This window comes from Agrobacterium sp. 5Ca39 (assembly GCF_055382365.1).
The window spans coordinates 767,970-791,231 of the sequence record NZ_AP026436.1; the positions used below are offsets into that span (position 1 = coordinate 767,970).

At 59.7% G+C, this 23,262-nt stretch carries 23 protein-coding genes; 10 read left to right on the forward strand and 13 right to left on the reverse strand.

Features of this window, described 5'->3' with window-relative positions:
* Nucleotides 1–36 precede the first annotated feature (36 nt).
* Nucleotides 37–549, reverse strand: coding sequence for a hypothetical protein (locus tag ACZ47E_RS03755; RefSeq protein ID WP_004441104.1), 513 nt, complete (start codon nucleotides 547–549; stop codon nucleotides 37–39).
* Entirely contained in the window at nucleotides 546–1,106 is a 561-nt protein-coding gene (locus tag ACZ47E_RS03760; RefSeq protein WP_169692017.1) for a CGNR zinc finger domain-containing protein, read from the reverse strand. The genes ACZ47E_RS03755 and ACZ47E_RS03760 overlap by 4 nt, the downstream gene beginning before the upstream one ends.
* Before the next feature lie 52 nt (nucleotides 1,107–1,158).
* Here ACZ47E_RS03760 and ACZ47E_RS03765 point away from each other — a divergent pair, with 52 nt between their 5' ends.
* Nucleotides 1,159–2,055, forward strand: a complete 897-nt coding sequence (locus ACZ47E_RS03765) for a branched-chain amino acid ABC transporter permease (RefSeq protein WP_125270440.1) — start codon at nucleotides 1,159–1,161, stop codon at nucleotides 2,053–2,055.
* Nucleotides 2,056–2,110: 55 nt separating this feature from the next.
* Here the strand turns inward: ACZ47E_RS03765 and ACZ47E_RS03770 are convergent, their stop codons facing one another.
* The 5 genes from ACZ47E_RS03770 to ACZ47E_RS03790 form a co-directional block, all read right to left on the reverse strand.
* On the reverse strand, nucleotides 2,111–2,566 hold the full coding sequence (locus ACZ47E_RS03770) for a molybdenum cofactor biosynthesis protein MoaE (RefSeq protein ID WP_022555953.1): 456 nt from the start codon (nucleotides 2,564–2,566) through the stop codon (nucleotides 2,111–2,113).
* Between the two features lie 4 nt (nucleotides 2,567–2,570).
* Nucleotides 2,571–2,825: a molybdopterin converting factor subunit 1 gene (gene moaD, locus ACZ47E_RS03775; RefSeq protein ID WP_006700176.1), complete on the reverse strand. Its 255-nt coding sequence runs from the start codon at nucleotides 2,823–2,825 to the stop codon at nucleotides 2,571–2,573.
* Complete coding sequence (gene pgsA, locus ACZ47E_RS03780; RefSeq protein WP_004441114.1) at nucleotides 2,825–3,412, reverse strand: CDP-diacylglycerol--glycerol-3-phosphate 3-phosphatidyltransferase; 588 nt, start codon at nucleotides 3,410–3,412, stop codon at nucleotides 2,825–2,827. The genes moaD and pgsA overlap by 1 nt, the downstream gene beginning before the upstream one ends.
* A 104-nt stretch (nucleotides 3,413–3,516) precedes the next feature.
* Entirely contained in the window at nucleotides 3,517–5,562 is a 2,046-nt protein-coding gene (gene uvrC / locus ACZ47E_RS03785) for an excinuclease ABC subunit UvrC (RefSeq protein ID WP_022555955.1), read from the reverse strand.
* A complete protein-coding gene (locus ACZ47E_RS03790; protein ID WP_022555956.1) occupies nucleotides 5,559–6,347 on the reverse strand; it encodes an SDR family oxidoreductase in 789 nt (262 codons plus the stop codon). Before ACZ47E_RS03790 ends, uvrC begins: the two co-directional genes overlap by 4 nt.
* A 348-nt stretch (nucleotides 6,348–6,695) precedes the next feature.
* Here ACZ47E_RS03790 and ACZ47E_RS03795 point away from each other — a divergent pair, with 348 nt between their 5' ends.
* Entirely contained in the window at nucleotides 6,696–7,352 is a 657-nt protein-coding gene (locus tag ACZ47E_RS03795; protein WP_004441118.1) for an outer membrane protein, read from the forward strand.
* Nucleotides 7,353–7,460: 108 nt separating this feature from the next.
* On the opposite strand, the gene ACZ47E_RS03800 is transcribed toward ACZ47E_RS03795, so the two are convergent.
* Entirely contained in the window at nucleotides 7,461–8,057 is a 597-nt protein-coding gene (locus tag ACZ47E_RS03800; protein WP_004441119.1) for a glutathione S-transferase, read from the reverse strand.
* Between the two features lie 21 nt (nucleotides 8,058–8,078).
* The gene (locus tag ACZ47E_RS03805) at nucleotides 8,079–8,849 is read right to left on the reverse strand and encodes a ribonuclease T2 family protein (protein ID WP_004441120.1); all 771 of its coding nucleotides are present in this window, start codon (nucleotides 8,847–8,849) and stop codon (nucleotides 8,079–8,081) included.
* 206 nt (nucleotides 8,850–9,055) lie between these two features.
* Here ACZ47E_RS03805 and ACZ47E_RS03810 point away from each other — a divergent pair, with 206 nt between their 5' ends.
* Nucleotides 9,056–10,003, forward strand: a complete 948-nt coding sequence (locus ACZ47E_RS03810; RefSeq protein ID WP_004441121.1) for a lysylphosphatidylglycerol synthase domain-containing protein — start codon at nucleotides 9,056–9,058, stop codon at nucleotides 10,001–10,003.
* 1 nt (nucleotide 10,004) lies between these two features.
* Here the strand turns inward: ACZ47E_RS03810 and ACZ47E_RS03815 are convergent, their stop codons facing one another.
* A complete protein-coding gene (locus ACZ47E_RS03815; RefSeq protein ID WP_278067346.1) occupies nucleotides 10,005–10,868 on the reverse strand; it encodes a 23S rRNA (adenine(2030)-N(6))-methyltransferase RlmJ in 864 nt (287 codons plus the stop codon).
* Nucleotides 10,869–10,909: 41 nt separating this feature from the next.
* On the opposite strand from ACZ47E_RS03815, the gene ACZ47E_RS03820 reads away from it, so the two are divergent.
* Genes ACZ47E_RS03820 through ACZ47E_RS03830 form a run of 3 tightly spaced genes read left to right on the forward strand, consistent with a single transcriptional unit; the run spans nucleotide 10,910 to nucleotide 14,362 of the window.
* Nucleotides 10,910–13,114, forward strand: coding sequence for a molybdopterin-containing oxidoreductase family protein (locus ACZ47E_RS03820; protein WP_464016895.1), 2,205 nt, complete (start codon nucleotides 10,910–10,912; stop codon nucleotides 13,112–13,114).
* A 13-nt stretch (nucleotides 13,115–13,127) separates the two neighbouring features.
* Nucleotides 13,128–13,724, forward strand: a complete 597-nt coding sequence (locus ACZ47E_RS03825) for an NUDIX domain-containing protein (protein ID WP_004441124.1) — start codon at nucleotides 13,128–13,130, stop codon at nucleotides 13,722–13,724.
* A gap of 26 nt (nucleotides 13,725–13,750) precedes the next feature.
* Nucleotides 13,751–14,362, forward strand: a complete 612-nt coding sequence (locus tag ACZ47E_RS03830) for an NUDIX domain-containing protein (RefSeq protein ID WP_035207694.1) — start codon at nucleotides 13,751–13,753, stop codon at nucleotides 14,360–14,362.
* Nucleotides 14,363–14,418: 56 nt separating this feature from the next.
* Here the strand turns inward: ACZ47E_RS03830 and ACZ47E_RS03835 are convergent, their stop codons facing one another.
* The 3 genes from ACZ47E_RS03835 to purM all read right to left on the reverse strand — a co-directional run bounded on the left by ACZ47E_RS03835 (nucleotide 14,419) and on the right by purM (nucleotide 17,232).
* Complete coding sequence (locus ACZ47E_RS03835) at nucleotides 14,419–15,354, reverse strand: omptin family outer membrane protease (RefSeq protein ID WP_037088978.1); 936 nt, start codon at nucleotides 15,352–15,354, stop codon at nucleotides 14,419–14,421.
* Nucleotides 15,355–15,487: 133 nt separating this feature from the next.
* Nucleotides 15,488–16,162, reverse strand: coding sequence for a phosphoribosylglycinamide formyltransferase (gene purN, locus ACZ47E_RS03840; RefSeq protein ID WP_112555071.1), 675 nt, complete (start codon nucleotides 16,160–16,162; stop codon nucleotides 15,488–15,490).
* A complete protein-coding gene (gene purM / locus ACZ47E_RS03845) occupies nucleotides 16,159–17,232 on the reverse strand; it encodes a phosphoribosylformylglycinamidine cyclo-ligase (RefSeq protein WP_004441129.1) in 1,074 nt (357 codons plus the stop codon). Before purM ends, purN begins: the two co-directional genes overlap by 4 nt.
* 284 nt (nucleotides 17,233–17,516) lie before the next feature.
* Here purM and ACZ47E_RS03850 point away from each other — a divergent pair, with 284 nt between their 5' ends.
* From ACZ47E_RS03850 to ppx, 4 genes are all read left to right on the forward strand, one after another.
* The gene (locus ACZ47E_RS03850; protein ID WP_004441130.1) at nucleotides 17,517–18,674 is read left to right on the forward strand and encodes an AI-2E family transporter; all 1,158 of its coding nucleotides are present in this window, start codon (nucleotides 17,517–17,519) and stop codon (nucleotides 18,672–18,674) included.
* A gap of 2 nt (nucleotides 18,675–18,676) precedes the next feature.
* Nucleotides 18,677–19,405, forward strand: a complete 729-nt coding sequence (hdaA, locus tag ACZ47E_RS03855) for a DnaA regulatory inactivator HdaA (RefSeq protein WP_113382586.1) — start codon at nucleotides 18,677–18,679, stop codon at nucleotides 19,403–19,405.
* A 101-nt stretch (nucleotides 19,406–19,506) separates the two neighbouring features.
* Nucleotides 19,507–21,705 (forward strand): RNA degradosome polyphosphate kinase, encoded by a 2,199-nt coding sequence (locus ACZ47E_RS03860; protein ID WP_045534282.1) that lies wholly within the window; start codon nucleotides 19,507–19,509, stop codon nucleotides 21,703–21,705.
* Entirely contained in the window at nucleotides 21,702–23,225 is a 1,524-nt protein-coding gene (gene ppx, locus ACZ47E_RS03865; RefSeq protein WP_278067348.1) for an exopolyphosphatase, read from the forward strand. The genes ACZ47E_RS03860 and ppx overlap by 4 nt, the downstream gene beginning before the upstream one ends.
* Nucleotides 23,226–23,262: the final 37 nt, after the last annotated feature.

Here is a 23,262-nt window from a genome sequence, read left to right on the forward strand (position 1 = left end):
AGGGACGAGGAGAGGTTGCACTCGCTCCGTCAGTCCCTACGACGCCGGGCACCCCTGAGCCGGCCGCATATCAATCGTTCCGTCAGGTTTAAACACCTCCGGATTGGGCGTATAGAGCGGGCCGACGACCAGCGGCTTGGCGGGGAGAGCTGACTGGTCGGTATCGGAGCGGATGGTGGTCTCGATCGTCTGCAGAATATCGCCATCCGGCCCTTTGATGCGGACGGTGACCCTGTAGGGCCGATCCTGCTTCACACATTCGACCGGCGGGCTCTGAACGGTGATCCTTTCGTCCTTCGGAAAAATCTTCTCGCGGGTGGTGAGGTCGGGCCCTCCGCGAGGGTTTTCGAATGTTGCTTCAACGCTGCTGCCATCGCGAATGGGGGCAATACGCTGCAGCGTCACCAGATAGGTGGCAATGGCCACGCGATAGTTGAAGACGAACATGCGGCCGGAAACCTTTGCCACCTCGCGCGGTTCTTCGCGCTGACAGCCGGAAAGGGTGAGTATCGCCACCATTGCCAGCAATGGCAGGCCGGTTCTTTTCATGACCGCGTCTCCTTCGTGCGGTGATAGTGCCGGCTGGCTTTTTGCCGGTTGCCGCACACCGCCATATCGCACCAGATCCGGCTTCTGTTCTTGCTGCGGTCGATGAACAGCCAGCCGCAATTGCCGCAGATCCTCAACCGCTGCCGTGGTTCGTCCGCAAGCAGCGACAGTGCGGAGTGGGCGGTGGCATTGGCGAGATGTTCTGCCTTCGGGAACATGCGCAGGGCGGCGCCGCAAGCGAAGAGAAACTGCGCCAGTTTCCCGTCGTCCTCGCCGCCATCGGCGATGGACGAGCGAAAATAATCGTCGATTGCCTCGCGCAGATCGAAAAGAACCGGCCGTCTCTCTTCGTCGGGCGCGACGAGGGCGGGAAATCTTTCTCGCTCCGCACCAAGCCGTGTCGCCGCTTCGGCAAAGGTGGCGATCTGCCCGGCCACGGCGAAGCGGTCTACCGATCTAGCGGCGTCTGAACGCAGGATCACGCTATTGGCAACATCCAGCGCCAATGCGCCGCCCGCAAAACGATGTTCTGTCCAGCGAAAGGTCATGCCGCACATTATAACTATCAAAACAGGTTTTAATAGTTATAATCACAGCGGGAGGACGCACTTGGCTTATTTCCTGCAACAATTGCTGAATGCCGTGCCGGTCGCCGCGCTTTATGCGGTTCTGGCCTTTGGTTATGCCATCGCCTTTTCAGTCACCAGACGCGCCGATGTCACCTATGGCGCCATATTCGCCTTTGCTGGCCAGACCTGCCTGCTTTTTGCCGATTTCGGCTGGAACCGCCTGTGGCTTGTTCTGCCGGCGACATTGGCGCTGGGGGCAGGGGCGGGCCTGTTCGGCGGGCTGTGGGCGGCGGGTTTCATCGGCAGGGTGGTGATGCGGCCGTTAGCGAAAGCCTCTCCCAACGCGGTGACGGTCGCTTCCATCGGGGTGTTGATAGCGCTGACGGAAAGTGCAAGGCTGGCCGCCGATACACGGCAATTATGGCTCCCGCCGCTTTTGTCGGAGCCGATACGTTTCTGGGCCGATAGCGGCTTCGCCGTGACGCTGACGCCGATGCAAATGCTGAATACGATGGCCTTCAGCCTGCTCATTCTCGCCGGATCGTTTTATCTTGGCCGCTCCGCTTTCGGCAGGCGCTGGAAGGCAGTGTCGGACGATGCTTTTGCTGCAGCCTTGTGCGGGGTAAATGCAGGCCGGATATTTCTCATGTCCTATTGCGCGGCGGGTCTCGTCGCCGCCATCGCGGGCGTGCTGGCCACATTTTATTACGGCACCATGGATTTCGGGGCCGGTCTGGTCTTTGGCCTGAAGGTGGTGCTGATTTCTGCGGCAGGCGGTTATACCAGTCCGCTTATCTGTGGGCTGGGGGCCGCCGCCGTCGGTTTTGCGGAAACTTTCTGGGTCGGTTACGGACCGGCCGCCTGGCGGGATGCGATGGTTCTCGCGATGCTGGTCGGCTGGCTGGTTATCATGCGCAGCAGGGTTGAAGCGCCTTAGGGCATTGACGAAAGCGGTGCCCGCTTCCACCGGACCATGCGGGAAGAACAAGGCATTATCGCCACTTTTCCCTGGCCGTATCGTCGGTTGTCTTTGCCGCAACCCACTCGCCCGCCGTTCCATCCTTGCCATGTTCCTTTTTCCAGAACGGCGCAGATGTCTTCAAGTAGTCCATCACGAAATTCGCGCCATCGAAGGCCGCCTGTCGATGCGATGAAGCGGCGATGACGAGGACGATATTTTCGCCCGTGGCGATCTTGCCGTGGCGATGGATGGCAGTGAGGCCAAGCAGGCCGAAGCGTTCCATCGCGAGCTTGGCGATGCGCGTCATTTCCGCTTCCGCCATGCCGGGATAATGTTCCAGTTCCAGCGCCGCGAGCGTGCCGCCATCATCCCGGCAGAGCCCGGTGAAGGCGACAACCGCGCCGATGCTCCTGTCACCTTCCGTCAGCCGGCGGGTTTCTTCCGCAGCGTCGAAATCCTCTGCCTGGACACGGACGGTCGGCTGCATTCGCTCATCCCCCCGTCATCGGTGGGAATATGCCGATCTCGCGCGCGCCGACGATGCTTTCATCATGCTCGACGTGTTCCTGATTGACCGCAACGCGGATGACATTGGGAAATTCGAAGGCAGCCTCGTAATTTTCACCGCGTGTCGCAAGCCAGGCAATCAGCTCGCCGGCCGTAGTGATGGAGGAAGGGAGGTCCAGCTCCTCTTCATCCGTGCCGATCTTCTCGCGAACCCAGGCGAAATAAACGATCCGTGTCATCATTCTTCGTCCACGATGTGCTTGAGGCCAGCCTTGAAGTAATCATAACCGGTATACATGGTGAGCGCTGCGGCCAGCCAGAGAAGCGTGATGCCCATCTCGGTCGTGTATGGCAGAACCTTGTCGCCAGCAGGACCCGCGAGCAGGAAAGCGATGGCGACCATCTGGATGGTGGTCTTCCATTTGGCGATGCGGGTGACGGGAACGCTGACCTTCAGCGCCGCCAGATATTCGCGCAGGCCGGAAACAAGAATTTCACGGCAGAGAATGGTGATGGCCGCCCAGAGCGACCAGCCGGCAATGGTGCCGTCGGCCGCCATCAGAAGCAGGACGGATGCGACCAGCAGCTTGTCAGCGATCGGGTCCAGCATGCGGCCGATATTCGAAGTCTGGTTCCAGATGCGTGCCAGATAACCGTCAAGAAAATCGGTCAGCGAGGCGATGATGAACAGCCACAGTGCCGTCCAGCGCGCAAAATCCGAACTCTCCAGTTTTCCTTCAACGTAAAAGCAAAGGACAATGACCGGAACAGCGAGAATCCGGCCATAGGTGAGGAGGTTGGGAATGCTGTATGCGCGCGAAGCCATGGGGAAACCTGTCAGTCTGAGATCAGCTGCCTTGATGCCGCCGCTAGGGCATAGCGTCAACACGTGATTATGTTTTTTTAGCAGGTCAGCCCCGCCGTTCTGCGTCAATCGCTGCCGCTCTCGTGGAAGTGATTGTAAATTTGCCGCGCCACCGTCTCGGAAATGCCGGTGACGGCCATCAGGTCATTGAGGCCCGCGCGGGAAACCGCCTTGGCGGTTCCAAAATGCTGCAGCAACGAACGTTTGCGCCCCGGTCCGATTCCCGAGATTTCGTCCAGCGGATTGCGCACCATTTCCTTCTTGCGCCGGGCCCGGTGCGATCCGATCGCGAAACGGTGCGCCTCGTCACGCATGCGCTGAATGAAGTAGAGCACGGGATCACGTGGCGGCAGGGAAAAATCGCTGCGCCCGTCCGCGAAGAAACGTTCACGGCCCGCCTCGCGGTCCATGCCTTTGGCGACGCCGATGGCGGTCACGCAGTCGCGAATGCCGAGTTCGTCGAGGATGGCCCGCACCGCCGTCATCTGCCCCTGACCACCATCGATCAGGATCACGTCCGGCCAGGCGGGGAAGGGCATGTCGGCAGCTTCTTCTGCTGTCGGTATGCGCTCGCGATCCGGCTTTCCTTCTTCTTTCAGCAGGCGTGAGAAGCGGCGGGTCATCACCTCCCGCATCATGCCGAAATCGTCGCCCGGCGTGATGTCGGTCGATTTGATATTGAACTTGCGATACTGGTTCTTCACGAAACCTTCCGGCCCCGCCACCACCATGCCGCCGACCGCATTGGTGCCCATGATGTGCGAGTTATCGTAGATTTCGATCCGCCGAGGCACGTAGGCAAGGCCGAAAGTCTCGGCAAAGCCCTTCAGCAGCCGCGCCTGAGACGATGTTTCCGCGAGCTTGCGGCCGTGCGCCTCGCGGGCGTTGGCAAGCACGTGATCGGTAATGTCCTTCTTTTCGCCGCGCTGCGGTACGCTGATCGTGACCTTGTGCCCGGCTTTCTCCCCGAGGGCGGCCGCCAGCAGTTCCTGTTCCTCCACCGTTTCGGAAAGCAGGATCTGTTTCGGCACCGGCTTGTCGTCGTAGAACTGCGCCAGAAACGCGTTGAGAATTTCCGAGCCGGGCAGGGACGGATCGGCCTTGGGGAAATAGGCGCGGTTGCCCCAGTTCTGGCCGGTGCGGAAAAAGAACACCTGAATGCAGGAAATGCCGCCTTCGTGGTGGATGGCGAAGACATCCGCCTCTTCAATGCCGGCGGGGTTGATGCCCTGGTGGCTCTGGACGTGCGAAAGTGCCGCCAGCCGGTCGCGATAGATGGCGGCGCGCTCGAAATCGAGGTCTTCGGAAGCCTCGTTCATTTGTCGCGCAATTGCGGTCTTGACGCTCTGGCTCTTGCCGGACAGGAAATCCTTGGCTTCCTTGACCAGCTCCGCGTAGCCCTCGTCGCTGATCTCATGCGTACAGGGCCCGGAACAGCGCTTGATCTGGTACAGAAGACAGGGACGGGTGCGGGTTTCGAACACACTGTCTGTGCAGGTGCGTATCAGGAAGGCGCGCTGCAGCGAATTGATCGTGCGGCCAACCGCGCCGGCGGACGCGAAGGGTCCGAAATAGTCGCCCTTGCGCGCCCTTGCTCCCCGGTGCTTGAAGATCGCTGGGGCACGGTTGTCGGCGGTGATGAGAATATAGGGGAAGGACTTGTCGTCGCGCAGAAGTACGTTAAATCGCGGCCGCAAGCGCTTGATTAGATTCGCTTCCAGAAGAAGCGCCTCGGTCTCCGTGCGGGTGGTGACGAATTCCATGTGCGTTGTGTGACGCACCATCTGGGCGATGCGGTTGGAATGCACGCGGCCCTGCGCATAATTGCCGACGCGCTTCTTCAACGAGCGTGCCTTGCCGACGTAAAGCACGTCGCCCGCCTCGTTGAACATGCGATAGACACCCGGCGCATTGGGCAGGTGTTTGACGAATTCGCCGATGAGGTCCATGCCCTTCAGGCCGGATTCGTTCTTCCATCCCGCATTCCAGTCCATGCCGGCGACGTCGCGCGGAGCCTCGGCCGTTTCCGTTGCGGCAAGGCTTGCATCGTCATCTTCGTCGTCGGTGTCATCGAAGAGAATACCGCCATCAGGCAGCTTCTTTCCGTTCATTCAGGTATCTCCGCCACGTCAGGGGTTTCCCAGCCAAGGTGCTGGCCGCCGTCGAGCGCGATCATTTGTCCGGTGACCGACGGCGTGTCGTAAAGAAAGCGAATCGTCCGCCCGAACTCGTCCGGCGCAGGACCACGCTTTAATATAAGGCCGTCGATCTGCGCCTGAAAGTCCTCGGGCGCCTGTCTTTCGCTTTTGAAGGTGGGCCCAGGCCCGATGGCATTCACCCTGACGCGCGGCGCGAAGCTCTGCGCCATCGTCCGTGTGGCGGTCCAAAGCGCTGATTTCGAAAGGGTGTAGGAATAAAAGCGTGGCGTGAGCGCAAGCACACGCTGGTCGATGATATTGACGATCATCCCGGATTTATCGGCGGGCAACTGTTCGACAAAGGCGGCGGCGATGAGGGAAGGCGCCCGCACATGCACGGCAAAATGCGCATCGAAGATATCAGGGTCAGGCGCTTCCGCCGTGTCGCCGAGAAAAACAGACGCATTGTTGACGACGACGCCGATGGGGCCGAGGGCGGAAGACGCCTTTTCGATCAGCGCCGCTGTCGGGGCTGATTGTGCCAGGTCCGCCTGAACGGCAGCAGCTCTGCCACCTTTCTGCCTTATTTCGTTAGCGAATTCCTCCGCCTGCGCGATCGATTCATTGGCATGGACCGCGATCGCAAAGCCGTGGCTGGCCAGATCGGTGGCGATAGCGCGCCCAAGCCGCCGTGCGGCCCCGGTAATCAAGACTGTCTTCGGTATATCTTCTTTCACAGCGGACCTGCATTTGCTCATACACGCCCTATTTGCTGGATATAAATGCAAATCGCAAGCTGTCACTCGGCCCGAAAAGAATTGGGCGATTTTTTATTCACAATGCAATTTTGGTTTAATTTTAATATAACGAAGTTTAAAGGCGATCTATTTTTGTTTAGCCTTTTGTTAGGGTTAATAAAACCCTTGTGGCAATTAGGCAACGTCTAATTCTAGTCACGCGTCTGCCCCAAACAATTCACATTTTGGCTCTTTGATCTCCGCATTCTCCCATCAAATTCGGTTTCCAGAGGGGCGATCAACCCGACGAATTATGCCGCGTCTGAAAACAATGTTTTGAGTGCAGAGCGGTCCTGAAAGGAGAATAACATGCGTATTTTCGTAGCAACCCTTATGGCTTCGACCATGGCCGCCGCTGGCTTTTCGGCTGCTCACGCCGCTGACGCCGTAAACGAAGTGCCGCAGGCACCGGTTTCCTACGACCAGCCAGCACCGGTCAAGGACTGGTCCGGCGCTTACCTCGGTGGTACCGTCAACTACGATTGGGGCCGTTTCAGCTCCAGCAACGACGGCCGTGACGCCAAGGGCGCTGGCGGCGGTCTGTACGGCGGTTACAACTGGCAGAATGGCCAGATCGTTTACGGTGCCGAAGCTGACGTTAACATGGGTGACGAGCGCGGTTCCGCCGGTACGGTCGCAGGTCGCTCGGTCGAAGGCAAGCAGGGCGTCAACGGCTCGCTGCGTGGCCGCGTTGGTTACGACATGAACCCGTTCCTGCTCTATGGTACGGCCGGTCTTGCTGTCTCCGACAACAAGGTTCGTGACGGCGTCAACAAGGACAGCGCCACGGCTCTCGGTTACACGGTTGGTGCCGGTGTAGAAGCCATGGTGACCGACAACATCACCGCCCGTCTGGAATATCGCTACAGCGATTACCAGAAGAAGGACTACACGCTCGGCAACGACGCCTTCTCGCGCGGTTATGACGACCACTCGGTCAAGGCCGGTATCGGCGTCAAGTTCTGATCCTTTCCGGATCGGTCAAAGAAAAGCCGGGGTCATGCCCCGGCTTTTTTGTGTCTGTAATTTGCCGTTGAACGCCCGGCAAAAAGCCGGGTGTTCTGCGCGGTCACGTCAGGCGGCGGCCTTCATTTCCGTATAGGCGTCGAAACGCTTGCCGAAGGTTTCCGGCCACGCCGCCAGCGCATCGCGCCCTTCGGCCCACTCGCCCGCAAAACGCAGGTCTAGATAACCGATCATCGCAGCCAGCGCGAAATGGCCGCCGTGCAGCTTCTTGCCGGTCTTCGGCAGGTTGGCGTTGAGATGGTCGAGCCCGCGCACCACCTTGCTCCACTGCTTGTCGATCCAGGGCTGGTGAATTTTCTCTTCCGGTCGGAAACGGCGCTCGTAGACGATGGCCAGCAGGCAATCCATGATGCCGTCGCACAGCGCCTCCAGAATTTCCACATCCGTGCGCTTGCCGTTCTTTTTGGGGTAGAGTTTACCGCCTGAAAGACGGTCGAGATAATGCATGATGGCCACGCTGTCGTAGACCGATCCGCCATCATCAAGCAGCAGCACCGGAATCTTTCCCAGCGGATTATTGTCCATCAGCGTTGCCGGCTCGGCGTTGGTGTCAACGCGAACGGAAGTTATGTCGATGTCGAGATGACGGGCCGCCATGCGCACCTTGGCGGAGTAGGGGGAGGCGGGCGAATAGAGCAGTTCCATGGTTGGGTCCCTGTGGGTTGATCAGCGAATGGGGATGATTTCGGTTGAACTCGCGCGGCAGCCCTTGCGGTCAAGCTCCGGGCAATCGCGGAATGTCATGTCCCGGTTAAGGCAGATGCGCACTTCTTCAAGGCGCTTGCCGTCGCAGCTGATGGAAATGCCGCGTTTCGACAGGCCGGGATTGGCATCGGTAAAGGCGGTTTCTATCGCATCGGCTGAAAGCGTGGCTGTTTCGGCGCCGGAGGCGATTCTCTCCGGCAGCCGGATGGCCTCGAAGGCGGCCCGCGTCGCCGAGAAATAGTCTCGCTGCGACAGGCCGGAACAGGAGCCGTGTTTGCGCCACTGATGGCCGATCAGGCCCATGGAGGGCATGATGTCGAACATGGTGCGGCCGATCGCGTCCGGAACACGCTCAGGCTCGTCGCTTCGGCAGAATTCGGGATAGCCGTTTTCGTTCTGCGGCCATAGCCCGTGCACCACGAATCCGTAACGCCTGTCGCTGCCGCACTGCTGTCGGTTGCCAGAGCCTTCGGAACTGGCGCAGAATGCCGGTGACCATGAAAGCGAGAGCACATAAAAATCGAAGCCGCTTCCGCGCGGCGGAGGCCTCTTATCCGGCTTCGCTTGAGAAACCGAGCGGCCTGGAGCGTCCGGCCCGGAATTGCCGGCAGTCTGCGATTGGGGTTGTGTCTGCCGGTCGGCCGGTGTGGTTGGGGCCGGATTTTGCTGCGCGAACCATAAGGCGCCGAGCGACAGAAGGCCCAGAGCGATGAAACCGGCATAACGCTTCATTCCGTGTACGTTCCCCGGAAAATGGACGACCTCATATCGCCGGCAGGCGACGATCCGGTCTTACATCAACTTGTGAACGGGGCAAACCGCCAATCTTTGATGAAAAGGTTGAAAGCTTCGCCGCATAACGAATAGAGTCGAACGAATCTCCGCAAAAGACGGAACAGGCTGGGGTGAAGCTGGAGGAAATAGGCGGGCATGACCGCATGAAATTCAAGAAATATATCTGGCCCGTCGTTGGCTTTGCGACGATCGGTTTTTCCGCCTGGTTGCTCTTTCACGAATTGCGCGGCCTGTCGCTCGATGATCTCTGGGACAGCCTGAAGGCCATTCGGGTGCGGGACTGGTTGTGTTCGGGTCTCTCCACCCTGCTGGCCTATGCCGCGCTTGCCGGTTATGACCGCATCGCGTTGCAGCATCTTGGCCGCAAGGTGAACTGGCTCTTCATCACGCTCACCTCCTTCACCACCTATGCGCTGTCCCACAATGTCGGCGCGTCGGTGTTTTCGGGCGCCGTGGTGCGATATCGGGCATATACGTCGAAGGGACTAAGTGTGGCGGAAGTGGGCGTTCTCGTCGGCCTCTGCTCTTTCACCTTCCTCATCGGCACGATCATGCTGATCGGACTGGTGCTGCTTTACGAGCCTGACATCACTGAACGGTTCACGGGCATACTGCCGGTCGAAGCCTCGACCACGACAGGCGTCGTGCTGCTCTTTTTCGTCAGCCTTTATGTTCTCGGCAGCCTGCTCAGGCTGAAGCCTCTGAAGATCGGCTCCTTCGTGTTGCCATACCCGGCGCCGAAGCTTGTGGCGCAGCAACTGGTCATTGGCCCCATCGAGCTGATCGGCGCGGCGGGCATCATCTATTTCGCGCTGCCGGAAGCCGGCAATCCCGGCTATATGGTCATTCTCGGCATATTTCTGGTGTCGTTTTCCGCAGCGCTCATTTCGCATGCGCCGGGCGGATTGGGCGTGCTGGAACTCGTCTTCGTCACCGGCCTGCCGGACATGAACCCGGCCGATGTCATCGCAGCGCTCCTGGTCTTCCGCCTGTTTTACCTCATCATCCCCTTCATCATGGCGCTGTTCGTGATCCTGTTCTTCGAACGATCACAGCTTGCCGCGGCGCAGAAAAGGGAAGGGCTGAGGTAACTCAGCTGTCTTCCGGCTTTTCTTCGCCGCGCAGCCAGAAGGCGCGTTGCGAGGCAAACCTGTCCTGCGCCAGCCTTGCCTTGAGGTAAGGCAGCAGCGTGTGCAGCTCTTCTTTCAGCGTGTAGGGCGGATTGACGATGATGAGGCCGGAGCCGCTCAGCCCATCCAGCCGGTCGCTTCTGACGGAAAGTTCCGCGCATAGCATCTTCGGAATCTCGAAGGATTGCAGCCGCTCGTGGAAATCCTTGATCGGCGCGCCTTTCTTGAGCGGATACCACAGGCAATATGTACCGGTGGAAAAACGTCGGTACGCCTTGTTCAAACCATCGGCCAGGCGCTGATATTCATTCTCCAGCTCGAATGGCGGATCAACGAGGATGAGGCCGCGTTTTTCTTTCGGCGGCAGATGCGCGCCAAGCGACAGCCAGCCATCGAGCTCGGTCACCCGCACCTGATAGTCACCTTCGAATAGCCGCGCGAGCGCGCGGCTGTCATCCGGGTGCAGTTCCATGGCCGAAAGCCGGTCCTGCGGGCGAAACAGCATACGCGCGAGTTTCGGTGAGCCGGGGTAGAATTTGACACCGCCTTCAGGATTGAGTTCCTTCACGGCGGCAAGATAGGGCTCCAGCAGCTCGGCGATAGGGTTGGGCAGATCACCCTCCATCAGCTTTCCGATGCCGGTCTGCCATTCGCCGGTTTTCTGCGCCTCTTCAGACGTCAGGTCGTAAAGACCGATGCCGGCATGGGTGTCCAGTACCCGAAAGGCCTTGTCCTTGTTCTGCAGGTAACGCACGAGGCGGGCGAGAACGGCATGTTTGAGGACATCCGCGAAATTGCCGGCGTGATAGATGTGGCGGTAGTTCATGGATGTGTCTCGCTTGCCGTTTATCCGGATGAATGGTCAGGATGAATATTCTTGATGGACGTCACTTCGGCCTTTTTGCCGCATCGTTGATGCAATATACAAAAGACATGAACGTTGCGACCCCGATTTCCGCTGAAAAAGCCGCCCTGAAGGCCGAAGTCCGTATCGGACACACGGTCTGCCCGCATGACTGTCCGAGCGCGTGCGCGCTGGAGGTCGATATCAATGCCGATGGCCGCATCGGTCGTGTGCGCGGCGCCAATGCCAACACCTATACCGCCGGCGTGATCTGCGCCAAGGTGGCGCGGTATTCCGAGCGCATCTATCATCCCGGTCGTCTGCTGACCCCGAAGCGCCGCAAGGGCGCAAAAGGGGCGGGCGACTGGCAGGAAATTTCCTGGGAAGCGGCGCTGGACGAGGTCGCCGAAGCTTTTGTGAAGGCAGAAGCCCGGCACGGCGCGGAAGCCATCTGGCCCTATTTCTATGCGGGCACCATGGGGCAGGTGCAGCGCGACTCCATCGAGCGGCTGCGCCACGCCAAGAAATATTCGGGCTTCTTCGGCTCGATTTGCACCAACATGGCCTGGACCGGCTATGTGATGGGCACGGGCGCCTTGCGTGGCCCCGATCCGCGCGAGATCGGCAAGGCCGATGTCGTCGTCATCTGGGGCACCAATGCGGTCGCCACGCAGGTCAATGTCATGACCCATGCGGTCAAGGCCCGCAAGGAACGCGGCGCGAAGATCGTCGTGGTCGACATCTATGACAATCCGACCATGAAACAGGCGGATATGCGCCTCGTCGTCCGACCCGGCACGGATGCGGCGCTGGCATGCGCCGTAATGCACATCGCCTTCCGCGACGGTTACGCCGACCGTGGTTACATGGCGCGCTTCGCCGACGACCCGGCCGGGCTCGAGGCGCATTTGAAGACGAAGACGCCGCAGTGGGCATCAGAGATCACGGGCCTTTCGGTCGACGAGATCGAGGATTTCGCGAGGCTGGTTGGTGTCACGAAAAAGACCTTCTTCCGGCTCGGATATGGCTTTGCCCGACAGCGCAACGGCGCGGTCGCCATGCATGCAGCGCTTTCGATCGCCACGGTGCTCGGTTCCTGGCAATATGAGGGCGGCGGCGCGTTCCACAATAATGGCGACATCTTCCGGCTCAACAAGGCGGAGCTCATGGGCACGGCCTATGCCGACGCCGACGTGCGCCAGCTCGACCAGTCGCAGATCGGCCGCGTGCTGACGGGGGACGCCGAAGCGCTGCGCCACGGCGGCCCGGTGACGGCGCTGCTCATCCAGAACACCAATCCGGTCAATGTCGCTCCCGAACAGAGGCTGGTGAAGCAGGGCTTCCTGCGCGATGATCTCTTCGTCGCCGTGCATGAGCAATTCATGACGGAAACGGCCGAGCTTGCCGATATCGTGCTGCCCGCCACCATGTTCCTCGAACATGACGACATTTACCGCGCCGGCGGCCAGAATCACATCTTGCTTGGTCCTAAACTGGTGGAGCCGCCCGAAACGGTGCGTACCAACCTCTTCGTCATCGAGGAGCTGGCAAAGCGTCTCGGGATCGACCACATGCCGGGCTTTGGCCTTTCAGCGCGCGATCATGTCGATCATATGCTGAAAGTCAGTGGCTGGGGCGACTTCGATACGCTCGCCGAAGAGAAATGGATCGATGCGCAGCCACCGTTCGAGGTCGCGCATTATCTTGAAGGCTTCGGTTACGGTGACGGGAAGTTCCGTTTCAGCCCCGATTGGGCAACAGGGCCGTCTCCCAACAAACCGCCGAAGAACATCGGCGTGATGGGGCCGGTGTCGGAATTTCCGAAATTCCCGGATCAGGTCGATGTCATCGAGGTTGCGGATGCTGACCATCCCTTCCGACTGGCGACATCGCCGGCGCGCAACTTCCTGAATTCCACTTTCGCGGAAACCAAAACCTCCGTGCAGAAGGAAGGGCGCCCGGAACTGATGATCTTTCCTGAGGATGCCGCCATCAACGGCATTTCTGATGGCGACATCGTCCGCATCGGCAACGGGCGAGGCGAGGTCCGGCTCCACGCGAAAATCGTGGAAGGTGCTAGGCCGGGAGTGCTCATTGCCGAAGGGCTATGGCCGAACAAGGCGCATCTGGACGGCGAGGGCATCAACGTGCTGACCGGTGCCGACGCCGTCGCTCCCTATGGCGGCGCGGCATTTCACGACAACAAGGTTTGGCTGCGCAAGAGCTGACGGAAGATTTTGAATGACGAAGTTCGACAACGTGAAAATTGAAATTCTGAAAGACGAAACGCTTTCAAAGAACTGGTATCACCTCCGCAACATAACCTACAATTACACCAATTCCCGTGGCGAAACGAAAGTCATCAGGCGCGAAGCCTATGACCGTGGCAACGGCGCGACGATCCTGCTGTTTGATCCACGACGCCAGACGGTTGTTCTGGTACGGCAGTTTCGCATGCCGGCCCATGTGAACGGTCATCCCGGCTGGCTCCTTGAAGCCCCGGCTGGCCTGCTGGACGGCGATAACCCGGCCGAAGCCATTCGCCGCGAGGTGACGGAAGAAACGGGCTACGTCGTGAGGGACGTGCGGTTCCTCTTCAAATCGTTCATGTCGCCCGGTTCTGTCACCGAGATCATTCATTTCTTCGCCGCGATTGTCGAATCTTCGGATCGTGTCGAAGAAGGCGGCGGTGCGGCCCATGAGGACGAGGATATCGAGGTCGTGGAAATCCCGCTGGACGACGCCATGAAGATGATCGAGACGGGCGAGATATGCGATGGCAAGACGATCATGCTGCTGCAATGGGCGGCGTTGAACCGCGCCTCCCTGACAGCCTGAGATTTCATCATCTTTCGGAGACTCTTATGAACGTGTCGCTCTTAAAGTCGCCCGCTGCCGCGACTGACCGGATCCGGCTGGTGGAAAAGGAAACCGTCTGGAAGGGCTTCGTGCATTTGCAGAAGCTCGTTTTTGACCAGCGCATGCCTGACGGCAAGACGATCCGTATTGTGAGGGAGGTCCATGATCACGGCCTCGCCGCCGCCATTCTCCTTTATGACCCGAAACGCGACAGCGTGGTAATGGTACGCCAGTTTCGCCCCGCCGCCTTCGTCAACGGCGACCCGAACTTCATGATCGAAGTTCCGGCAGGGCTTCTCGATGGCGACGATGCCGCTGATGCAATCCGCCGTGAGGCGATGGAGGAATCCGGTTATGCCGTCGAAAAGGTTGAATACCTCTTCGACATGTATGCCAGCCCTGGCACGCTGACGGAAAAGGTCAGTCTCTTCGTCGCCCGCATCGATCTCGACGTGCAAGCGGGCAGCGGTGGCGGACTGGAGGATGAAGGCGAGGATATCGAGGTTCTGACCTATGGTCTCGACGAAGCCTTCGGAATGATCGCCTCGGGTGAAATTACGGATTCGAAGACGATCATTCTGCTGCAATGGGCGATGCTTAATCGCGACCGGCTTTAAAGGCGGGGCGGCTTGAGCATATCCAGTGAACTAACCCACGGATACGGCCATCAACGCTAAAATCGCCCTCTGACGCCGGCACCCACGAAAATCGACTGTAAGTCGCCGCCACCAGCGTTCTTCTCCGACGACAGGCTTCCGGCGCCCGCGCCGCTATAATGCGTGTTCCCGCGCCCGAGGCTGGTATAGTCGTAAGCGCCGTCGAGGTAGATCGAGGCGTTTTCCGTCACGTCATAGGCAACGCCTGCCTTCACCCCGAACATGCCGGCAACGTCGAATTTGTCAGTGAAGCGCATGTCGCGCAGCCAGTGATCGTCAGTCGCCTTGGCGTAGACCATGGCGCCACCTTCGAGACCGAGATTGAGCGACCAGTTGCCGAATCTCTGGCCGCCCGTCAGGTTGCCGTAGAAAACCGGTATCTGTTGGCGATAGGTGATTCCCTTGAGGCCATCCTTGAATTTGCCTGAGAAATCGCGGCGGGAGAAAACACTGTAAACGGCGTTGCCGCCATAGGCCGACCATTGCACATCGGTGTAGCGAAAACCGACGCCCGCGCTGAGATATTGCTGCGGATCCTCCAGCAATGTGCGATTGAGTTCGAGGCCTCCCGAAAAATAATGGTCGAGCCGTGTGTCATCATGCTGGGAGCGATCGCTCCAATTCTCCTTGGAGCTGTCTTTCGAAAAGGGCCATACCCAGTCGTAGTCGGTCATGTAGCCATCGCCTTCAAAACCGATGCGGCCTTCCGCCTTGACGCGCCAGCCGGGCGCTAGTTCAAGGCCGAGCGAGCCGCGCAACGCCACGGCGTTTTTCGTTTCCCATTCCAGTTCGCTCACCTTGCGGCCACCGAGATGAACAGTTTCCGTCGCCCGGAGATTGAGAACGCCGGCATCCAGTGAAGCCGTAATGCCGTTTTGTTCGGCGGCGAGTGGCAGGCAGGTACCCATCAGTAAAGCCGCAGAAAGCGGCAGGGGAAATCTCGAAAATCGCATAATCGCTCCTGAACGTCCGGAGGGCCTGAAGTAGAGGCCGTTGCGGTCATTAAAGACGATTATGGTAAATGATCGGTTTATTTCACCGAAGATACCAATTCTGATTTATCTATGTACTTTAGGAATAACTACATCACGAGGCAGAAACAAGGATGGAATACTCGGTTTTACTTTCGCTCTTGTCGAAAACGGCTTTTCCGCCTTCCATCCGTACCTTGCCTTCGGCGAGTAATTTCAGCGCCAGTGGATAGAGCTGGTGCTCGACGGTGAGGATCCGCGCAGCCAGGGTATCGGCCGTGTCGTCGGAAAGAACCGGCACAGCCCCCTGCGCAATCGTCGGGCCCTCATCCATGCCTTCGGTGACGAAATGGACCGTGCAGCCGGAAATCTTCATGCCGCTGTCGATGGCACGCTCATGCGTATGCAAACCGGGGAAAAGCGGCAGCAGGGAAGGGTGGATATTGATGATGCGGCCTTCATAGGGGGCAATGAAATCCCCCGAGATCAGCCGCATATAGCCGGCGAGACAGATGATGTCAGGCGCAATCTCCCCAAGAGCGGCCAGAATGGCGCCCTCATGTTCCGTCTTGCTCGCATAGGTCCTGCGTTCGAAGACGAGGGTCGGAATGCCGAAACCCCGTGCCTTTTCCAGCCCGCCGGCAGTTGCCTTGTCCGAGATCACGCAGGCGATTTCCGCCGGAAAATCCGCCGTCTGGCAGGCCTTTACCAGCGACACCATGTTGGAGCCGCTGCCGGAGATGAAAACGACGACACGTTTGCGGCCGGACGACAGGGCGGCGGGCATCATAGGGCGAGGGCGCCCTTGTAGATCGTGCCATGCGCGCCTTCTTCACGGGCGACCATGCGGCCGAGCGGGAAGACGGTCTCGCCTTGGGCCGTCAGAACTTCGGTGACCTTTTCGGCATTTTCAGCCGAAACCACGACGATCATGCCGACGCCGCAATTGAAGGTGCGCAGCATTTCCTTTGCTTCGACACCACCGGTTTTCGCGAGCCAGGAGAATACGGCGGGAACCTCTATCGCTTCGAGATCGATCTCGGCGGCGAGATGTTTGGGCAGAACGCGCGGAATATTCTCCGGGAAACCGCCGCCGGTAATATGCGCCAGTGCCTTCAGCGCACCGGTCTCGCGGATCGCCTTCAGGAGCGGCTTCACATAGATGCGGGTTGGAGTCAGCAGCGCTTCGCCCAGCTTCTTGCCATCGGCGAAGGGAGCAGGTGCATCCCAGTCGAGCCCGGAGATCGATACGATCTTGCGCACCAGCGAGAAGCCGTTGGAGTGGACGCCGGATGAGGACAGGCCAAGAATGACGTCGCCCTCGGAAATGTCGCCGGCGGGCAGAAGCTGGCCGCGTTCGGCCGCGCCCACGGCAAAGCCCGCGAGGTCGTAATCACCATCTGAGTACATTCCCGGCATTTCAGCGGTTTCGCCGCCGATCAGCGCGCAACCGGATTCGCGGCAGCCGGCGGCGATGCCGGAAACGATCGCAGCGCCCTGGTCGGGATCGAGCTTGCCGGTGGCAAAATAATCGAGGAAGAACAGCGGTTCTGCACCTTGAACCACGAGATCGTTGACGCACATGGCGACGAGATCGATACCGACGGTGTCGTGATAGTTTGCGTCGATGGCGATCTTCAGCTTGGTGCCGACGCCGTCATTGGCGGCCACCAGAACCGGGTCGGTGAAGCCAGCGGCTTTCAGATCGAACAGGCCGCCGAAGCCGCCGATTTCGCCGTCCGCGCCGGGACGTCGCGTGGAACGCACCGCCGGTTTGATCTTCTCGACCATCAGATTGCCGGCGTCGATATCCACCCCTGCGTCACTATAGGTAAGACCGTTCTTGCCCGACTGGCTCATGGCTCTCGTCTCCGCTGGTTCCTTTGGCGTCGCCATTCGCACGGGACGGGGCCTGATGCAAGGGTTTGCGTGGCAAAACCTCCGGTTTTTAACGGCTTTGACGTTTCGCGATGGCCGCTCTCGGCAGCATTTGCCGCAATGCGGCGAAGGTGGGACCGGATATTCTGCGTTGTCGGCTTTTTCAGCCCCCCTTATCCCTTTGCCGACGCAGCCTTGACCATGTGCCCACGCCCATCCTATCTCCATGATGCGGGATGACGATGCGGTGACAGAAGGATGAACGGATGCAACCCCATGTAAGCGGTACCAGCCTGCGCCGGCAGGTGTTTTTCTGGATCGGCGTGCTTGCCGTCTTTATCCTCTTCCTGATGGTCTTCAGCTCCATTCTCCTGCCTTTCGTGGCTGGCATGGCGCTAGCCTATTTTCTCGATCCGGTGGCCGATTGGCTGGAGAGGCGCGGCCTCAGCCGGCTGATGGCCACAGTCGTCATTCTCATCTCCTTCGTGCTGGTCTTCGCGCTGTCGCTCATCATCATCATTCCGCTCATCGCCGCCCAGGCCTCGGAATTCATCACGCGCATACCGCAATATATCTCGTCGCTGCAGCAGCTGATCGCCGGCGCCGATACCAATCTCCTGCCGGACTGGGTGAGCAGCCAGATCGACGCGGTAAAGGAGAACTTCTCGAAACTCCTCACCGAAGGTGCGGGTTTCATCGGCACATTGCTGACGCAGATATGGAATTCCGGCAAATCGCTGGTCGATGTCGTGTCGCTCCTGGTGGTCACCCCCGTCGTCGCCTTTTACCTGTTGCTTGACTGGGACCGGATGATCGACAAGGTCGACAGCTGGATACCGCGCGATTACGTGCACACGGTGCGCCAGATCGCCCGCGACATGGACAAGACCATTGCCGGTTTCGTGCGTGGGCAGGGCTCGCTCTGCCTCATTCTCGGGGTTTATTACGCCGTCGGCCTGTCGCTGGTCGGGCTTAATTTCGGCCTTTTGATCGGCCTTTTTTCGGGCCTCATCAGCTTCATTCCCTATATCGGCTCCATGGTCGGCCTGATCCTGGCGGTTGGCGTCGCCATCGTGCAGTTCTGGCCGGATTATCTCTATGTCGTGCTGACCCTCGTCGTGTTCTTTTCCGGCCAGTTCATCGAAGGCAACATCCTGCAGCCGAAACTTGTCGGCAGCAGCGTCGGCCTGCATCCTGTCTGGCTGATGTTTGCCCTCTTCGCTTTCGGCGCGCTTTTCGGCTTCGTCGGGCTTCTCGTCGCGGTGCCGGCTGCGGCGGCGGTCGGCGTGCTTGTCCGCTTCGCCTTGTCGCGGTATCTTGAAAGCGATCTTTACCACGGGCACGCCGCCAACCTTCCCTGGGAAGCCAACCTCACCCTGGAAGAAAGGGAAACGTCCTCCGGCAAGGTTGACTCTCAGAGCTGACAATGACTGACCCAATCAAAACCGACAACGCCCGGTCGAAGGCCGAGCAGCTGCCGCTCGCATTTTCGCATCCGTCCGCCTCCGGCCGGGACGATCTCCTCGTGTCGGCTTCGCTGGAGGCCGCCGTCAGCCTCGTTGACGCATGGCCGCACTGGCCCTCGCCGGTGGTCGTGCTGGCAGGGCCGCCCGGTTCCGGAAAATCGCACCTTGCCAATATCTGGAAAAATATCAGCGAGGCCCGCGAGATTCATCCGCAAGCGGGCGCGGATGCCGCGCGCGCGGCCGAAAGGGGGGCGGTGCTATTCGAGGATGCCGATCGGCGTGATTTTGACGATACCGAACTCTTCCATGTCATCAACAGCGTACGCCAGAATGGCACGACGCTTCTGATGACCAGCCGGCAATGGCCGTCGGCTTGGCCGGTCACGCTGCCGGATCTGCGCTCGCGCCTCAAGGCCGTGACGGTGGTGGAAACGGGTGAACCGGACGAGGCGTTGCTGGCGCAGGTGCTGGTGAAGCTCTTCGCTGACCGGCAGCTTTACATGGATGACAAACTCATAGGCTACATCGTCAACAGAATGGAACGTTCGCTCGATACGGCGCAGACGATCGTAGAGCGGATCGACAGGCTGGCGCTTTCGCGCGGAACGAGGATCACCCGCCCACTGGTCGCGGAAGTCCTCAACGCGATGGACAATGCCGAGAGACATAACGGACCGGACGACGATTGACTGTCACAGTTCCGTCGTCAAACTGTTATACGGGCAAGAAGGACGATCGCGGGATGCAGCAGGATCACGGATTGGAAATTGGTCAGGGGATGGAACAGGGCATGGACGCTGTCGCGCAGGAAGATTTCAACAAGGTTCAGCCGCAGACCGAGGGCGAGAACCTCTGGGATAGCCCCGCGCGTTTCATCAACCGTGAATTCTCCTGGCTCCAGTTCAACCGCCGTGTCCTTGAGGAAACGCTGAACACCGATCACCCGCTGCTGGAGCGGCTGCGTTTCCTGTCTATCTCGGCGGCCAATCTCGATGAGTTCTTCATGGTTCGCGTCGCCGGCCTCGAAGGCCAGGTGCGCCAGAAGATCACCGTCAGGACCCCGGACGGCAAGACCCCGGCAGAACAGCTCGAAGATATTCTGAAGGAAATCGACAACCTGCAGATGGAGCAGCAGGCCTCGCTTGCCGTTCTGCAGCAATATCTTGCCAAGGAAGAAATCTACATCGTACGCCCGGCTGCGCTTTCGGATGAGGATCGCAACTGGCTGGAGACCGAGTTTGAGGAACGCATGTTCCCGGTGCTGACGCCGCTCTCCATCGATCCGGCGCACCCGTTCCCCTTCATTCCCAATCTCGGCTTTTCCATGGGCCTGCAATTGGACAGCGTCAACGGCCGCGAGCCGATGACGGCGCTTTTGCGCCTGCCGCCGGCGCTCGACCGCTTCGTGCGGCTGCCGGATGAGAAGAACGCCATCCGCTACATCACGCTCGAGGATGTGGTCGGTCTGTTCATTCACCGGCTCTATCCCGGCTATACCGTTCGCGGTTCCGGCACGTTCCGCATCATCCGCGATAGCGATATCGAGGTGGAGGAAGAGGCCGAAGATCTGGTGCGCTTCTTTGAAAGCGCGCTGAAACGCCGCCGCCGCGGTTCCGTCATCCGCATCGAGACCGACAGTGAAATGCCGCAGTCGCTGAGGCAGTTCGTGGTGCACGAACTCGGTGTGCCGGATAATCGCGTCGCGGTTCTGCCCGGTCTTCTCGCGCTCAACACGATCTCGGAAATCGTGCGTGCCCCGCGCGACGACCTGAAATTCGAGCCCTACAATGCCCGTTTCCCGGAGCGCGTTCGTGAACATGCCGGCGATTGCCTCGCTGCTATCCGCGAAAAGGACATGGTGGTTCACCATCCCTATGAAAGCTTCGACGTGGTGGTGCAGTTCCTCCTGCAGGCTGCGCGCGATCCCGAAGTACTTGCCATCAAGCAGACGCTTTACCGCACCTCCAACGACAGCCCGATCGTTCGCGCGCTGATCGATGCCGCGGAAGCAGGTAAATCCGTCACCGCGCTGGTCGAGCTCAAAGCGCGTTTCGACGAGGAAGCAAACATCCGCTGGGCGCGCGATCTGGAGCGCGCCGGCGTGCAGGTCGTGTTCGGCTTCATAGAACTCAAGACCCACGCCAAGATGTCGATGGTGGTGCGCCGCGAGGATGGCAAGCTCCGGACCTATTGCCACCTTGGCACGGGCAACTATCACCCGATCACGGCCAAGATCTATACCGACCTGTCCTTCTTCACCTGCAACCCGAAGATCGCCCACGACATGGCGAATATCTTCAACTTCATCACGGGTTACGGCGAACCGGAGGAGGGCATGAAGCTGGCCGTCTCGCCCTATACGCTACGCGCGCGCATCCTCAAGCATATTCACGAGGAAATCGAGCACGCCAAGCGCGGCGCGCCGGCGGCGATCTGGATGAAGATGAATTCGCTTGTCGATCCAGAGATCATCGATGCGCTCTACCGTGCCAGCGCCGCGGGTGTTGAGGTGGACCTCGTCGTGCGCGGCATCTGCTGCCTGCGCCCGCAGGTGCCCGGCCTGTCGGACAATATCCGCGTCAAATCCATCGTCGGCCGCTTCCTGGAGCACAGCCGCATCTTCTGCTTCGGCAATGGTTTCGGCCTGCCGTCGGACAAGGCGCTGGTCTATATCGGCTCCGCCGACATGATGCCGCGCAATCTTGACCGCCGCGTGGAAACGCTGGTGCCGCTGACCAATCCCACCGTGCATGAGCAGGTTCTTTCACAGATTATGCTGGGCAATCTCATTGACAACCAGCAGAGCTACGAGATACTTGCGGACGGAACGTCGAGGCGCATCGAGGTGCGTAAAGGCGAAGAACCGTTCAACGCGCAGCACTATTTCATGACCAATCCCAGCCTTTCCGGACGTGGTGAAGCCCTGAAATCCAGTGCGCCCAAATTGATTGCCGGGTTGATTTCGTCCCGCAAGAAACAGGCTGAATGACTCGATCAGAAGCACAGGGGCGGCTGACCGGCCTTGCCCCCGTTTCCGTCATAGATATTGGCTCGAACTCCGTTCGTCTTGTCGTATATGAAGGTCTTTCCCGCGCGCCTGCGGTGCTGTTCAACGAAAAGGTGCTTTGCGGGCTCGGCAAAGGTTTGGCGCTGACGGGGCGCATGCATGAGGAAGGTGTGAGCCGCGCGCTCCTGGCGCTCAGGCGTTTTCACGCCCTCTCCGAGCAGGCGCAGGCGCAGCAGCTTTATGTGCTGGCCACGGCCGCGGCCCGAGAAGCGGAAAATGGTCCCGATTTCATTCGTGAGGCCGAAACCATCCTCGGCTGCGAGATCGAGGTTCTGTCGGGTGAGAAGGAAGCGCTTTATTCAGCCTATGGCGTGATCAGCGGTTTCCATGATCCTGATGGCATCGCCGGCGACCTCGGGGGCGGCTCGCTGGAGCTGATCGACATCAAGGGCAAGAGCTGCGGCGAAGGCATCACCCTGCCGCTTGGCGGTCTGCGGCTTTCGGAGCAATCGGACGGCTCGCTGGAAAAAGCGGCGACCATTGCCAGAAAACACGTCAAATCCTTCGCCAAACTTCTGGCGGCGGGTGAGGGGCGCACCTTTTACGCCGTCGGCGGCACCTGGCGAAATATCGCCAAGCTGCATATGGAGATATCCGGTTATCCCCTGCACATGATGCAGGGTTATGAATTGCCGCTGGAGGAAATGCTGAATTTCCTCGAGGAGGTCATCGTCTCCCGGGATAGCAAGGATCCCGCCTGGCAGGCGGTCTCCAAGAACCGCCGCTCGCTCCTGCCATTCGGTGCCATCGCCATGCGCGAAGTTCTGAAGATGATGAAGCCGGCCAGGATCGCTTTTTCCGCACAGGGCGTACGCGAGGGTTACCTTTATTCGCTGCTGACGGAGGCGGAGCGCGAATCCGATCCGCTGCTGGTTGCCGCCGACGAACTTGCCATTTTGCGCGCCCGTTCTCCGGAGCATGCGCGAGAACTGGCGGACTGGAGCGGTCGCACCTTCCCGGTTTTCGGCATCGACGAGACGGAAGAGGAAAGCCGCTATCGGCAGGCCGCCTGCCTGCTGGCCGACATCAGCTGGCGCGCGCATCCCGATTACCGCGGTCTGCAGGCGCTCAATATCATCGCCCACTCGTCCTTCGTGGCGATCACCCATCCCGGGCGCGCCTATATTGCACTTGCCAATTATTACCGCTTTGAAGGCCTGAACGACAACGGCACCACCGAGCCGCTTGCCGCCATGGCGGGGGAGCGTCTGCAGGAACTCGCCAAACTGCTGGGCGGCCTGCTGCGCGTCGTATATCTTTTTTCAGCCTCCATGCCGGGTGTCGTGGATCACCTGAAATTCCGCAAGACAGATAATCCGGATCTCGATCTGGAATTTGTGGTGCCGCATGATTATTGCGATTTTGCCGGAGAGCGGCTGGACGGACGTTTGCAGCAACTGGCGAAGCTGACGGGCAAGCGGCTGGCCTTCGTGTTCGAATAAGGAGCGGCGGAGTTTCTGTTTACGACAGAAACGACAT

Coding starts and splice junctions, on each gene's coding strand:
- ACZ47E_RS03755 (WP_004441104.1), bottom strand. CDS start 549: ATGAAAAGAACCGGCCTGCCATTGCTGGCAATGGTGGCGATACTCACC.
- ACZ47E_RS03760 (WP_169692017.1), bottom strand. CDS start 1,106: ATGTGCGGCATGACCTTTCGCTGGACAGAACATCGTTTTGCGGGCGGC.
- ACZ47E_RS03770 (WP_022555953.1), bottom strand. CDS start 2,566: ATGCAGCCGACCGTCCGTGTCCAGGCAGAGGATTTCGACGCTGCGGAA.
- moaD (WP_006700176.1), bottom strand. CDS start 2,825: ATGACACGGATCGTTTATTTCGCCTGGGTTCGCGAGAAGATCGGCACG.
- pgsA (WP_004441114.1), bottom strand. CDS start 3,412: ATGGCTTCGCGCGCATACAGCATTCCCAACCTCCTCACCTATGGCCGG.
- uvrC (WP_022555955.1), bottom strand. CDS start 5,562: ATGAACGGAAAGAAGCTGCCTGATGGCGGTATTCTCTTCGATGACACC.
- ACZ47E_RS03790 (WP_022555956.1), bottom strand. CDS start 6,347: ATGAGCAAATGCAGGTCCGCTGTGAAAGAAGATATACCGAAGACAGTC.
- ACZ47E_RS03795 (WP_004441118.1), top strand. CDS start 6,696: ATGCGTATTTTCGTAGCAACCCTTATGGCTTCGACCATGGCCGCCGCT.
- ACZ47E_RS03800 (WP_004441119.1), bottom strand. CDS start 8,057: ATGGAACTGCTCTATTCGCCCGCCTCCCCCTACTCCGCCAAGGTGCGC.
- ACZ47E_RS03805 (WP_004441120.1), bottom strand. CDS start 8,849: ATGAAGCGTTATGCCGGTTTCATCGCTCTGGGCCTTCTGTCGCTCGGC.
- ACZ47E_RS03810 (WP_004441121.1), top strand. CDS start 9,056: ATGAAATTCAAGAAATATATCTGGCCCGTCGTTGGCTTTGCGACGATC.
- ACZ47E_RS03815 (WP_278067346.1), bottom strand. CDS start 10,868: ATGAACTACCGCCACATCTATCACGCCGGCAATTTCGCGGATGTCCTC.
- ACZ47E_RS03820 (WP_464016895.1), top strand. CDS start 10,910: ATGAATATTCTTGATGGACGTCACTTCGGCCTTTTTGCCGCATCGTTG.
- ACZ47E_RS03825 (WP_004441124.1), top strand. CDS start 13,128: ATGACGAAGTTCGACAACGTGAAAATTGAAATTCTGAAAGACGAAACG.
- ACZ47E_RS03830 (WP_035207694.1), top strand. CDS start 13,751: ATGAACGTGTCGCTCTTAAAGTCGCCCGCTGCCGCGACTGACCGGATC.
- ACZ47E_RS03835 (WP_037088978.1), bottom strand. CDS start 15,354: ATGCGATTTTCGAGATTTCCCCTGCCGCTTTCTGCGGCTTTACTGATG.
- purN (WP_112555071.1), bottom strand. CDS start 16,162: ATGATGCCCGCCGCCCTGTCGTCCGGCCGCAAACGTGTCGTCGTTTTC.
- purM (WP_004441129.1), bottom strand. CDS start 17,232: ATGAGCCAGTCGGGCAAGAACGGTCTTACCTATAGTGACGCAGGGGTG.
- ACZ47E_RS03850 (WP_004441130.1), top strand. CDS start 17,517: ATGCAACCCCATGTAAGCGGTACCAGCCTGCGCCGGCAGGTGTTTTTC.
- hdaA (WP_113382586.1), top strand. CDS start 18,677: ATGACTGACCCAATCAAAACCGACAACGCCCGGTCGAAGGCCGAGCAG.
- ACZ47E_RS03860 (WP_045534282.1), top strand. CDS start 19,507: ATGGACGCTGTCGCGCAGGAAGATTTCAACAAGGTTCAGCCGCAGACC.
- ppx (WP_278067348.1), top strand. CDS start 21,702: ATGACTCGATCAGAAGCACAGGGGCGGCTGACCGGCCTTGCCCCCGTT.